The following is an 11,945-nucleotide window of genomic DNA, read 5'->3' as shown; positions in this document are numbered from 1 at the left end:
GCGACCACCGGGGCGACGACCGTGGTGACGGGGAGCAGCGCGGTGCGGTCCGACGTGGGGGCGTCCGCGCGCTCGCGGGACAGCTCCTGCAGGCGGTGCGCCGCCAGCTGCGCGGTGGGCCGCGCCTCGGGCTTGAGCGCGGTCATCGCGGCGAGGAGGCCGGACCAACCGGGCGGGAGCGAGGTGGGGATCAGGGGGCCCTGGTGCAGCCGGGCGAGAGCGGCCTCCATGGGCGGACCGGCGAAGCTGCGTTGACCGGTCAGGGCCTCGAGCAGGAGCAGTCCGAGGGCATAGACGTCGGCCGCACCGGTGACCTGCTCGCCGCGCACCTGCTCCGGTGCGATGTAGGCGGCGGTCCCGACCACGTGGCCCGTGAGCGTCAGGTGGTCGTCGGAGTCCACGAGCCGCGCGATTCCGAAGTCGGTCAGGCGGGCACGCCCGTCGGGCGAGACCAGGACGTTGCTCGGCTTGACGTCGCGGTGGACGACGCCCCGGGTGTGCGCGTGGGCCAGTCCGGCCGCGACCTGGGCCGCGAGGGCCGCAAGCGGCCGCGGCGCCATCGTCCCGTCCCGCAGCAGGTCGGACATCGTCCGGCCCTCCACCAGCTCCAGCGCCAGCCAGGGTCGGCCGTCGGCGACGCTGGCGTCGTACAACGTCACGATCGACTCGTGCGAGAGCAGCGACAGCAGCTGCGCCTCGCTCGCGAAGCGGTCGCGGTCGACCTCCGTCACGTCGCGGAGCATCTTGATGGCGACGTCGCGACGCAGGACGTGGTCGTGCGCCAGGTAGACGTCCGCCATGCCACCGCGACCCAGCTGGGTGCGGATCTCGAAGCGTCCGCCCAGCCGCAGTGGTGGGCTGGTCATGGGGTCCTTCCGGACGACGTGATGGGTGATGGTGCGAGGCGCGCCGCGCGGGCAGCGGGGACCCGCGCGGCGCTGGGTGTCTCGGTCAGAGGAGCAGGAAGGCCAGCACGATGATGACGAGGACGAGGGCGATGACGGCGATGGTGCGGGTGTTCATGCGTTCTCCTGGGGTAGTCGGTGCCCGGTGCCTCGCGACGTGGTCGGCGGACATGCGGACTCCCTTCGGTTCAGCTGACGGGTGCCAGCGCTCAGAGGTTGTTGGAGCGGTTCTCGCGGACGGTCTGCGTCCCGTCGGGGTGGGTGACGGTCTGGACGGCCCGCGAGCGCCGGCCGTTGTTCCACGTGACGGCGGTGATGGCGATCAACACGAGGCCGACGGCGGCCATGATCCAGCCGACGGTGGTGAGGTCCACGCCGTTGACGCTGTCGGTGACGGCGAGGGCGAGGACGAGGCCCACGACGAGGAGGAATCCTCCGAATCCGTATCCCACGATGACTTCTCCTTCTCTTCTTCGACCTCGGGCGGAGCGAGCCGCTTCCGAGGGCGCGGAGGACGACCCTCCGGTGAGGACATGTGGGGACTCGGGGGCGTCGTTACACCGCTGGCTCGATTCCACCCCTTTGGGCGAGCGCTGCTCTACGAGGGCCCGTCACCGCCACGAGAGGCCTGGGCCAGGCCCGTCTGGTAGGCGATCACGACGAGCTGCGCACGGTCTCGGGCAGCCAGCTTGGCCATGGCGCGCTGCACGTGCGCGCGGACGGTGAACGGGCTGACGACCATCCCGTCGGCGATCTGCTGGTTGGACAGGCCGGTCGCGACCAGGGCGACGACCTCGCGCTCGCGCGGGGTGAGCACGGCGAGCAGGTCGGGATGACGCGCCGGGGCGTGGTCGGCCGTGGCCAGGAACCGGGCGACCAGGGATCGCGTCGCCGCGGGTGACAGGAGGGTGTCGCCGGCGGCGATCGTGCGCACGGCGGCGAGCAGGTCCTCGGCCCCGATGCCCTTGCCGATGAAGCCGCTGGCCCCGGCGCGCAGGGCCTGCGCGACGTTCTCGTCGGTCTCGTAGGTGGTGAGGACCAGGATGCGGGTGGCGCGCAGCTCCGGGTCGTCGCAGATCTGCATCGTGGCGGTGAGCCCGTCCATCTCGGGCATCCGGATGTCCATGACCACGACGTCCGGGCGCAGCTCGCGCGTCAGCCGCACGGCGGCTCTGCCGTCGGCCGCCTCGCCGACCACGGAGATGTCGTCGGCGGTGTCGAGGAGGGTCCGGAAGGCGTCCCGCAGCAGGGCCTGGTCGTCGACGAGCAGCACGCGCAGCGTCACGGGGCACCACCGGCCGTCGCGCCGTCCGACGTCCGCGCCGGGTCCCTGGTGGGCGGGAGCGGCAGGTCGGCGGAGACGAGGAAGCCGACGTCCGCCCGCGGCCCGGCCGAGAGCCGTCCGCCGACCGCGGTAGCGCGTTCGCGCATCCCGATCAGGCCGTAGCCCGGCGGACGGTCCGGCCCGGCGGACGCCGTACGGCGGCCCACTCCGTCGTCGACGACGGTGATGGTCAGGCGGTCACGGCTCCAGGTGAGACCGACTCGGGCGGTCCCGGTGCCGGCGTGCTTGGTCACGTTGGTCAGGGCCTCCTGCACGATGCGGTAGGCGGTGAGGTCGACGCCGGGCGGCAGCGGGCGACCGGGGCCGTCACGGACGACTGACACCTCGAGGCCCGCACGACGGAACGACTCCACGAGCGTGGCGAGCAGGGAGAGCCCGGGCGCCGGCTCGGTGGGTGCGGCCGCGTCGTCGGTCTGCCGGAGGAGGCCGACCGTGGCCCGCAGGTCGTCGAGCGCGTTGCTCGTGGTCTCGACGAGCTGGTGGAGGCTCGTCCGGGTCTGCTCGGGTCGGGTGTCGAAGACGTGGGCGGCGACCGTGGCCTGTGCGTTGGCCAGGGTGATCTGATGGGCCACGAGGTCGTGCAGCTCCCGGGCGATGCGCACCCGCTCCTCGGCGACCCGCCGGCGCGCCTCGCCGTCGCGGCTCTCCTCGGCCCGCAGCGCGCGCTCCTCGACGGCAGCCAGGTAGGCGCGCCGGTTCCGTGCCGAGTAGCCGAGCACGCCGGCGACCAACGGGAACGCGACGACTGCGGACATCCGACTCGCGTCCTGCCACGAGACGGGCTCGAGCAACGAGGTGGAGACGACGAGCAGCGCCGCCACGGGGAGCAGGACGGTGGTCGGCAGGCGACGGTCGGCGCGGAGGGCGAACGAGTAGGCGCAGACCACGACGGGGGCGATGGTCAGCGGGGACAGCAGCAGCCCCAGCGGCGCGACCAGCAGGCCGCACCCGGTCGTGACGGCCGCGGCGGCCAGCGGAGCGCGGTGGCGCACGTGCAGCGCGGCACAGGACACCACGGCCAGGGCGTAGGCGGCTACCGACGGGGGTGCCAGTGTGTCGTCGACCTGGAAGACGCTGCCGAACAGGCAGAGCACGAGCGAGACGCCCACGACGGCTCCCTCACGCCACCACGGACGTCGTGGTCGCGCGCGGGAGCCATCGGGACCGGTCACGGCTGACCGTCACCCGGGGCGGCCGGCACCAGCACCGCCGCCCGGGCCGGCACAGGGCGTCTCAGCTTCTCGCCCTCGATGTCGACCTCCGGCAGCACACGGTTCAACGTACGCGGCAACCACCACGCGCGGTGGCCGAGCAGGGCCATGACCGCGGGGGCGATCGCCATCCGGACCACGAAGGCGTCGAAGAGGACCGCGGAGGCCAGGCCGACGCCCATCGTCTGGATGGTCGGCATGTGGATCCCGATGAACCCGGCGAACACACTGATCATGATGATCGCTGCCGCGGCCACCACGCGTCCGCTGTGGCGGAACCCCTCCACGATCGCCTCGTCGGGCGACGCACCGTGCACGTAGGCCTCCCGGACCCGCGTGAAGAGGAAGACCTCGTAGTCCATGGCGAGGCCGAACACGATCCCGATGACGAGGATCGGCATCAGCGACATCACCGGCCCGGTCTGCTCGATCCCGATCAGGTCGGCGCCCCAGCCCCACTGGAAGACGGCGACGAGGACGCCGAAGGCGGCGCCCACCGACAGCAGGAACCCGAGCGCGGCCTTGACCGGAACGAGGAGCGAGCGGAACACCACCATCAGCAGGAGCACAGCCAGGCCGATGACCACGCTGAGGTAGGGCAGGAGAGCGTCGGACATGGCCTCGGAGATGTCGATGTTGAGCGCGGTCCGGCCCGTCACCGCGATCGTGGCACCGGTGTCGTCCTCGACGTCCGCCGCCGCGCTCCGGATCGCCGCCACCAGGTCCTTGGTCTCGCCGCTGGTCGGGGCGGTCTCCGGTACGGCGGTGATGACGGCGGTGTCGTCGGTCTCGTCGAGCACCGGCTCGGCCACCGACGCCACCCCGTCCACGTCCCGGAGGGTCTCGACGACGTGATCGGTGACCGACCGGGCGTCCGACGCCGTCGACAGGTCGACGACCACGGTCAGCGGCCCGTTGAAGCCGGGGCCGAAGCCGTCCGAGAGCAGGTCGTAGGCCTGGCGCTGGGTGGTCTCCACCGGCTTGGACTCGTCACCCGGCAGCCCGAGCTCGAGGCTCAGGGCCGGGAGGGCGACGACCCCGAGACCGAGTCCGGCGACCATGAGGACGGCCAGCGGCCGGCGCAGCACGAACCGTGCCCAGCGTGCGCCGAGCCCGGCTCGGTCGCGCGCGACGGCCGCCGGGTGCGGGCTCGCGCCGCGGCGGGCGGTCCTGCGGGCCCTGCGGGACAGCACCCGGTTGCCGAAGAGGCCGAACATCGCCGGGACCAGCGTGAGGGCGATCAGGACGGCCAGCGCCACGGCGCCCGCGCCGCCCAGGCCGATCTTGGTCAGCTCGGGGATCCCGACGACCCCCAGACCCATCAGGGCGATGACGACGGTTGCGCCGGCGAAGACGACCGCGGACCCCGCGGTGCCCACAGCCAGGCCGGCCGCCTCCTCCGGATCGGCGCCTCGGGCGCGCTCCTCGCGGTAGCGGCTGGTGATGAACAGCGCGTAGTCGATACCGACCGCCAGCCCGAGCATCAGCGCCAGGATGGCGACGGTCGACGTCAGACCGAGAGGGACCGACAGGGCGGAGACCAGACCGAACGCGGTGGCCACCCCCGTGAAGGCGCTCAGCAGCGAGAGCCCGGCTGCGACCATCGAGCCGAGGGTGAGGACCAGCACCACCGCCGCGATCGCGACGCCGATCATCTCGGTGGTACCGCCGGGCGAGACCTCTGCGTCGAGGGCTTCTCCCCCGATCGCCACGGTCAGCCCCGCGTCCCGGGCCCGGCCGGCGGCGTCCTCCAGGGCGGTCCTGGTCGCGTCCGTCAGGTCGACGGCGGACTCGGTGTAGGTGATCGTGGAGTAGGCGATGGTGCCGTCCTCGCTCACCGCGCCCGCCTCGAAGGGGTCCATGGCGTTGCCCACCTGGGCACCGCCCTCCAGCGAGGCGATCGCGTCCTCGACCGCTGCCTGGTTGGCCGCGCTGGTCACCTGCTCGCCGTCGGGCGCCTGGAACACCAGACGGGCCTCGGCGCCCTGGGCGTTGGCCTGCGGGAACCGCTCGTCGAGCAGGTCGAACGCCTTCTGCGACTCCGTGCCGGGCATGGAGATGTCCTCCTCGTCCCCCGACGGCGCCGTCGCGCCCGCCACCACGGCGAGGACGGCGGCCGCGAGCCACAGGCCACCCACGAGCCGGCGCCGGCGGAAGGACCACCGTCCGAGCCGATAGAGAATTGTCGCCACCGTTGATCACTCCAGACACTGCTAGCAAGGGAAGGTGCGCGAGATCCGCGCACCTCCCACACTCGCCACCGGGAGCCGGCCGCACATCGTCGCTCGACACCGTCCGACCCTGATGCGTCCGGACCAGTCGCTCCCCGGGTCTGGTGTCCTGGCACCAGCGGCGACCGGCGGTCAGCCCACGCCCTCGGAGCTGGAACCGGTGGCCACGAGTCGGCTCGCGATGGGCTCGAGCACCGCGGCCAGCTCGCCGCGCTCGTGCGGTTCGAGGGCGTCGTACGGCGCCTCGGCGAGGGTGTCGGTCAGGGCCTCGATCCGGGCCTTGGTCGCCCGGCCCTCGTCGGTGAAGTGGCCGGTCGCGTCGACGAGGCCCCGCGTCCGCAGGCCGCCCATGACCTCGGCCAGCCGCTCCTGAGGAAGGTGGTGGATCCGGCCGAACGACTCCGCCGGGTGGATGCCCGCGTCGAGGGCGGTGAGCACGTGGGCCTCGGTCCGGTCGATCTGCTCGCAGACGAGCGCAGCCACGTGGCCGTCGCAGCGGTGCTCGCGCAGCATGTTGGCCGCGTGCCAGAGCCGGGTCACGGGCTCCTCGGGCATCGGGAGCGCACGGAGCCCGGCATACATGACCCGTCCCGCGACCGGGGCGCTGGTCGAGGCCCGGGCGAGCAGCTCGGCGGCCCGCGCGAGGCCGGCGGTCTCGACGAGGCCGCCGAGGATCGTGCGCAGCGCCGCCACGCAGCCCTGCTGCCTTGCGGCGTGAGCCGCCTCGGGCGTGGTGGTGTCCCAGACCTTCGGGACGTGCCGGGCCACCTCGCCGTCGGCGAAGCTGTAGAACGCCGCGTCGACCACCTCGGCCGGGACCCGGCCGAGCGGCGCGGAGCGGCCGGCGAAGTAGCCGTCCCAGTAGCCCCGGAAGCCCAGCGCGACCATCGCGTCGTGGGGCTCCGGGGAGAAGAAGTTGACCAGCGAGATCGGCTCGGTGAGCTCGAAGAATCGTCGGGCGTCAGGCTGCGGCATCGGGTCTCGGCTCCTGTGGTCGTGGGCGGCGCCCGCGTGGGTGCCCTCAGCAGTGCTACGAACGAGTTGCTCGGACTACGACACCTGGTCGACCCAGGTCCGCAGGCGGGGCCGGTAGACCAGCTCGGTGGTGCGTCCGTCGAGCGTCCGGCTCTCGAGTAGCTCGAGGTCGAAGTCGGCCGCGCCGGCGAAGATCGGCTGGTTCCCGGTCTGGCCGCTGATCACGGGGAAGAGCGTGACCTGCACGCGGTCGACGATCCCGGCGGCCATCAGCGCCCGGTTGAGGGTCAAGCTGCCGTGGGAGCGCAGCGGGACGTCGGACTCCTCCTTGAGCCGGGCGACGGTCTCGACCGGATCGCCGCCGAGGACGGTGGCGTCCGGCCAGTCAAGAGGGTCCGTCAGGGTCGAGGAGACGACGTAGGTGGGCAGGCTCCGCATCCGGTCGACCCACGGGTCGCGGACGTCGTCGCCGTCGCTGCTGGCGGCCAGCATCTCCACGAACTCGCGGTAGGTGGTGGCCCCGAGGACCATCCGCTGCTCGCCGTCGTGGGCCGCGAGCCGGTGCTCGAGCAGCTCTGGGCCCTGCTTGCCCCAGTAGCCGCCCCAGTCGCCCGGGGCGTCGTAGGAGCCGAAGCCGTCGATGCTGGAGAAGATGTCGAAGGTGTAGGTGGCGGTCATGCCACCTAGGACACGTCCCACCGCGCGGACTCATCGGTACGCCGTCGCCGGCGGCGCCGCTCCCAGGCGTCGGCGGCCTGGGCGAGCGCGATCACCGGCAGCACGAGCGCAGTCAGCACGACCGCCAGCGGCACGCCGAGGAAGAGCCCCAGGTAGCTCGTGAGCAGCAGCCCTTCGGCGTCGGCGTCGTTGACCGCCACCAGGTAGGCGACGAAGGCGCCGAGGGGGACGACCCAGATGAGCACCAGGGCGATCAGGTAGGGCACCGGGTTCCTCTCGACAGCAAGTTGAACATGTTCAACTATGGCTCGGAACGGGCGGGACCGCAAGAGCCAGGACCGATCCCGTCGCAGGACCACACCCCTGGGCGAGCAGGACGGGAGCAAGCTCTTCTCCACCGACCGGATGCGCCTGACGCGGACCATCAGCCTGCGGCGTTAATGAGCGGTGCGGCCGGTGCGCCAGGCCTCGAACGCCTCAGCCGAGGTCTTGGACGGCGTGTAGCCGAAGACGTCCTTGAGCCGGTGGTTGGCCAGCACCGGGCGGTGCTTGAGGAACACCGTCTGCTCCGGGCCGTAGGCCGTGAGACCCAGCCGCGAGCCGACCGAGAGCACCGCTCGCAGCACCGGCTCTGGGATGGTGAGCACGGGCTTGCCGAGCCGCTCCGCGATCTCGTCGACCGTCAGCGTCCCGTCGCCCGCGACGTTGAAGATCCCGGTCACCGGCGAGGTGACCGCTCGGCAGATGATCGCGACGACGTCGGCGTCCCAGACGAACACGAAGGGCGACGACGCGCCGCGGATCTTCAGCAGGCGGGGACGCTCGAACAGAGCAGTGATCTGGTTGTCGACCCGCTCCCCCAGGATCGTCCCGATCCGCAGCACCACCTGCTCGAGCTCCGGGTGCGCCGAGCGCTCGGCGGCGAGCATCTCCTCGACGAGCCGCTTGTGGTGGCTGTAGGCGAAGGCCTCGTTGCCGCGGACCGGGTCGTCCTCGGTGAGCCAGTCCGGGGCGTCGGGGTGGTAGCCGTAGGCCGCCCCGCTGGACGACACCACCACCCGGCGCACGCCGTGGGCCAGGCAGGCGTCGAGCACGTGCCGGGTGCCGATGACGTCGACGGCGTGCTCGAGCTCGCGCGAGGAGTCCTTGCCCGGCGTGACGATCGAGGCCAGGTGGACGACCACCTCGACCGCCCGGCCGGCGAAGGCGGCCGACACCGCCGATGCCGAGGTGACGTCCATGACGACGTGCTCGACCGTCGGCACCGGCACTGCCGGGACGCGGAGGTCGGCCGAGACCACGGTGTGCCCGGACGCGGCGAGGCCGCGCACGACCGACGAGCCGAGGAACCCGTTGCCCCCGGTGACGAGCACCGTCGTCAACGGGCCGGCTCCGGCTCGGAGTCCGAGGAGCGCCGCGAGGCTCGCATGCCCCACCACTGGGCGACCGCGAGCCCGGCCACGATGTCCCAGATCCCCCACCAGGCGGCCACCAGCGCCATGCCGCCGAGCCCGTCGAAGTAGGTGAAGACCAGCAGCAGGCCCAGGCCCGCGTTGCGGATGCCGACCTCGAACGTCATCGCCTTGGTGCTGCGCTCCGGCAGCCGCGTGGCCCGGGCGATCCCGTAGCCGAGCAGCAGCGCCAGCGCGTCGTGCAGGAGGACCGCGAGGAGGACGACCCCGATGAAGTCGACGAAGATGTCCCAGTTGTTGGTGACCCCGATGACGATCACCGCACCGAGTGCGAGGAACGCGACCGGCCCCACGACCTTGCCGGCCCGGGCGGCGAACCGCGGCCAGAGCCGGGCGATGGTGATCCCCGCCGCGAACGGGACGCCGATGACGAGGCCGATCTCGAGCAGCATGTCGACCGGGTCGAGCTCGATGTCCTCGAGCAGCTTGCTGCCCGACGGGTGCAGGGAGCCCCAGAACGCCACGTTGAGCGGCATCAGGACGATCGCCAGGACGTTGCTCACCGCGGTCATCGACACCGAGAGCGCGACGTCGCCGCGCGCCCGGTGGGTGAGGATGTTGGAGACGTTGCCGGGAGGGCAGCAGGCGACGAGGATCATGCCCAGCGCCACCGAGCCGCGTACGTCGAGGGCGAGGGTCAGCAGGAACGTGATGGCCGGCAGCAGCAGGAACTGGGCGACGACGCCGACGGCGATCACGCCGGGGCGCCTGGCTGCGGCCACGAAGTCGTCGAGCCTGGTGTCGAGCGCGACGCCGAACAGGATGGAGCCGACGACGATCTTGAGCGTCGTCAGCGAGCCCTCGTCGAAGGCGATCTCGATGCTGTCGACGTCGGCAGCCAGGGCGATCATGCGCCGAGCCTCTCGATCTCCGCGCGCACCGCGGTGCGGTAGGCGTCCTTGTTGACGTAGTAGCTCATCCGCTCCAGCGCCAGGTAGCGGTAGCCGCCGGACAGGTCCGGTCGCGGGCCGTGCACGCGGGTCTCGAACGCGTCGGCGGCGGCGGGCGACTCGCGCCTCGCGGTCAGGTAGGCGGCGACCAGCTAGGCCTGCTCGTAACGGCCCTGCCAGCCGATGCCGGTGGCCTCGATCATGCCGACCACGAAGAGGCCGGGGTCCTGCTTGCTGAAGACGTTGAGGTAGAGGTCGGGCGCCGAGCCCTCGCCCGACCAGTCGAGCAGCGCCGGGTCGAGGAAGGGGTAGTGCAGGCGGTAGCCGGTGGCCAGCACGACGACGTCGTAGTCGCCACGCTCGCCGTCGGTGAAGACCACGCCGTCACCGTCGAGGCGCTCCACGTCGCGGCGGACCCGGATGTCGCCGTGCCCGAGGTGGTGCAGGATCAGCGTGTTCACGATCGGGTGCGACTCGTAGATCTTGTAGTCGGGCGCCGGGAACCCGAAGCGCACCGGGTCGCCGGTGAAGACCCTGAGGACCCGGCGGTCGATCGCCTGCTTGATCCGCGGCGGCAGCGGCTTGCCCTGGTTGAGGGTGTCGGCGGGCTTCCCGAACAGGTACTTGGGCACGAAGTAGTAGCCCCGGCGGACCGAGATGTCGACCGACGCCGCGTGGTGCACGGCGTCGACCGCGATGTCGCAGCCGGAGTTGCCGGCGCCGATGATCAGCACCCGCGCGCCGTCGAGCACGGAGGCGGACTTGTAGCGGCTGGTGTGCAGCACCTCGCCGTCGAACGACCCGGCGAACGTCGGCTCGGACGGCTGGCTCAGCGTCCCGTTGGCGACCACCACGCCGGCGTGCCGCACGGTCCGCTCCCCTGCCGCCGACCGGACCGTGACGTCCCACCCACCGTCGGACGGCTCCGCGCGCAGCACCTCGGTGCCCAGCTCGAAGCCGTCGCGCAGGTCGAAGTGGTCGGCGAAGTCGCGGAAGTAGGCCAGCAGCTCCCGGTGGCTCGGGTAGTCGGCGACCTCGTCGCCCATCGGGAACTCGGCGAACTCCGTCGTGCGCTTGGAGGAGATGAGGTGCGCGGACTCGTAGACCGTGCTGCGCGGACCGTCGATGTTCCAGAGACCGCCCACGTCGTCGGCGAGGTCGTAGCCGGTCCACGCGATCCCGCGCCGCTGGAGGTTGCGGGCCGCTGCCAGTCCGGACGGACCGGCGCCGATGACGGCGTACGTCGGCTCGGTCATCAGGGCGTGTCCTTCAGTCGTCGGGTCATCAGGTGCACGTAGAGGCGCGGCGCCAGCCGGTGCACGTGCCAGGAGAGTCTGGCGGTCCGACCCACCAGCACGCGATCCCTTCCGCGGTCGACCGCCTCGACGACCGCCGACGCGACGTCCTCGGGCGTGACGCGCTGCCCGGTGGTCGAGCGGCCCCGCCCCTCGACACGGCCGGCCGCCTCGGACATGCCGCCGGTGACGAAGGTCGGGTGCACCAGCGTCACGCCGACGCCGTCGCGGGCGAGCTCGGGGCGCAGGGCCTCGAACAGGCCGGTCACGGCGTGCTTCGAGCCGACGTAGGCCGGTCGGCCCACCACGGGCGCGAAGCCGGCCACCGAGCCCATCACCACGACCCGTCCTCGGGCGGCGCGGAGGGCTGGCAGCGCGGCCTGGGTCAGCGCGACCGGGCCGAGGTAGTTGACGGCCAGCACCGCGGCGTGGGTCGTCACGTCGTGGTCCTCGAACCCGCCGATCGCCGAGAGGCCGGCGTTGTGGACGAGGACGTCGATCCGTCCCAGTCCCCCGACCACCGCGCGGACCTGCTCGGCGTCGGTCAGGTCGCGGGCGACGAAGCGGTCGTCACCGGCCGGCAGCGCGTCCGGGAGGTCGAGCCCGACGACGGGGTAGCCCTGGTCGGCGAAGGCGTCGAGGAGCCGTCGGCCGATCTGGCCGGCGGCCCCGGTGACGACCGCGACCGGTGCGTCGCTCACGGGCGGCCGGAGGCGGAGCGCATCCGCAGGTGGTTCCACCCGGCGTACCCGTAGGCGCCCAGGGACAGCAGGACGACGAGGACCACCGCCCACACCGGTACGACGACGTCCTGCGACGTCGACGGCGCCGTGGTCGTGGCCGGCAGCGTCGGGGCACCCTGGAGCACGGGTGCGGCGGTCGCGCCCGCGGCACCGGTCGCGGCGCCGGGCGCGGCGCCGGGCGTGGTCTGCCCGCCGGGCGC

15 protein-coding genes are annotated in these 11,945 nt (G+C 72.5%); all 15 read right to left on the bottom strand.

The features are described 5' to 3' along the window. The coding region (locus Q7T52_RS13410) for a serine/threonine-protein kinase (protein WP_304803282.1) at positions 1 to 866 on the bottom strand (866 nt) is incomplete at its 3' end. 85 nt (positions 867 to 951) lie between these two features. Beyond that, positions 952 to 1,077 carry a hypothetical protein gene (locus tag Q7T52_RS13405; protein WP_304803280.1) on the bottom strand — a complete coding sequence of 42 codons (126 nt, stop codon included), beginning with the start codon at positions 1,075 to 1,077 and terminating at the stop codon, positions 952 to 954. Between the two features lie 37 nt (positions 1,078 to 1,114). Continuing rightward, the gene (locus Q7T52_RS13400; RefSeq protein WP_304803279.1) at positions 1,115 to 1,357 is read right to left on the bottom strand and encodes a DUF6458 family protein; all 243 of its coding nucleotides are present in this window, start codon (positions 1,355 to 1,357) and stop codon (positions 1,115 to 1,117) included. Positions 1,358 to 1,503: 146 nt separating this feature from the next. After that, entirely contained in the window at positions 1,504 to 2,190 is a 687-nt protein-coding gene (locus Q7T52_RS13395; RefSeq protein WP_304803277.1) for a response regulator transcription factor, read from the bottom strand. Beyond that, positions 2,187 to 3,359 carry a sensor histidine kinase gene (locus Q7T52_RS13390; RefSeq protein WP_304803275.1) on the bottom strand — a complete coding sequence of 391 codons (1,173 nt, stop codon included), beginning with the start codon at positions 3,357 to 3,359 and terminating at the stop codon, positions 2,187 to 2,189. The genes Q7T52_RS13395 and Q7T52_RS13390 overlap by 4 nt, the downstream gene beginning before the upstream one ends. A 59-nt stretch (positions 3,360 to 3,418) precedes the next feature. Next, positions 3,419 to 5,653 (bottom strand): MMPL family transporter, encoded by a 2,235-nt coding sequence (locus Q7T52_RS13385; RefSeq protein WP_304803273.1) that lies wholly within the window; start codon positions 5,651 to 5,653, stop codon positions 3,419 to 3,421. A gap of 171 nt (positions 5,654 to 5,824) precedes the next feature. Beyond that, the gene (locus Q7T52_RS13380) at positions 5,825 to 6,667 is read right to left on the bottom strand and encodes a MarR family transcriptional regulator (RefSeq protein ID WP_304803271.1); all 843 of its coding nucleotides are present in this window, start codon (positions 6,665 to 6,667) and stop codon (positions 5,825 to 5,827) included. 75 nt (positions 6,668 to 6,742) lie between these two features. Then, positions 6,743 to 7,345, bottom strand: coding sequence for a dihydrofolate reductase family protein (locus tag Q7T52_RS13375; protein ID WP_304803270.1), 603 nt, complete (start codon positions 7,343 to 7,345; stop codon positions 6,743 to 6,745). 5 nt (positions 7,346 to 7,350) lie between these two features. Continuing rightward, a complete protein-coding gene (locus Q7T52_RS13370; RefSeq protein ID WP_304803269.1) occupies positions 7,351 to 7,611 on the bottom strand; it encodes a hypothetical protein in 261 nt (86 codons plus the stop codon). Positions 7,612 to 7,782: 171 nt separating this feature from the next. Beyond that, the gene (locus Q7T52_RS13365; RefSeq protein WP_304803284.1) at positions 7,783 to 8,718 is read right to left on the bottom strand and encodes an SDR family oxidoreductase; all 936 of its coding nucleotides are present in this window, start codon (positions 8,716 to 8,718) and stop codon (positions 7,783 to 7,785) included. A 5-nt stretch (positions 8,719 to 8,723) separates the two neighbouring features. Continuing rightward, a complete protein-coding gene (locus tag Q7T52_RS13360; protein WP_304803267.1) occupies positions 8,724 to 9,668 on the bottom strand; it encodes a bile acid:sodium symporter family protein in 945 nt (314 codons plus the stop codon). Beyond that, positions 9,665 to 9,793 carry a hypothetical protein gene (locus Q7T52_RS13355; RefSeq protein ID WP_304803265.1) on the bottom strand — a complete coding sequence of 43 codons (129 nt, stop codon included), beginning with the start codon at positions 9,791 to 9,793 and terminating at the stop codon, positions 9,665 to 9,667. Before Q7T52_RS13355 ends, Q7T52_RS13360 begins: the two co-directional genes overlap by 4 nt. A gap of 66 nt (positions 9,794 to 9,859) precedes the next feature. Further along, a complete protein-coding gene (locus tag Q7T52_RS13350; RefSeq protein WP_304803263.1) occupies positions 9,860 to 10,963 on the bottom strand; it encodes an NAD(P)/FAD-dependent oxidoreductase in 1,104 nt (367 codons plus the stop codon). Beyond that, entirely contained in the window at positions 10,963 to 11,703 is a 741-nt protein-coding gene (locus Q7T52_RS13345; protein WP_304803261.1) for an SDR family oxidoreductase, read from the bottom strand. The genes Q7T52_RS13350 and Q7T52_RS13345 overlap by 1 nt, the downstream gene beginning before the upstream one ends. After that, positions 11,700 to 11,945: hypothetical protein (locus Q7T52_RS13340; RefSeq protein WP_304803259.1), on the bottom strand; the 246-nt coding region annotated here is incomplete at its 5' end. The genes Q7T52_RS13340 and Q7T52_RS13345, both read right to left, overlap by 4 nt.

The organism is Nocardioides sp., assembly GCF_030655615.1.
Lineage (GTDB): Bacteria > Actinomycetota > Actinomycetes > Propionibacteriales > Nocardioidaceae > Nocardioides.
The sequence above is the reverse complement of the archived record's forward strand: the minus strand, read 5'-3'. Positions and strand labels throughout refer to the sequence as shown.

Excerpts from the sequence above, each read along its gene's own strand:
- Q7T52_RS13405 (WP_304803280.1), bottom strand. The coding sequence starts at position 1,077 with ATGTCCGCCGACCACGTCGCGAGGCACCGGGCACCGACTACCCCAGGA.
- Q7T52_RS13380 (WP_304803271.1), bottom strand. The coding sequence starts at position 6,667 with ATGCCGCAGCCTGACGCCCGACGATTCTTCGAGCTCACCGAGCCGATC.
- Q7T52_RS13375 (WP_304803270.1), bottom strand. The coding sequence starts at position 7,345 with ATGACCGCCACCTACACCTTCGACATCTTCTCCAGCATCGACGGCTTC.
- Q7T52_RS13360 (WP_304803267.1), bottom strand. The coding sequence starts at position 9,668 with ATGATCGCCCTGGCTGCCGACGTCGACAGCATCGAGATCGCCTTCGAC.
- Q7T52_RS13350 (WP_304803263.1), bottom strand. The coding sequence starts at position 10,963 with ATGACCGAGCCGACGTACGCCGTCATCGGCGCCGGTCCGTCCGGACTG.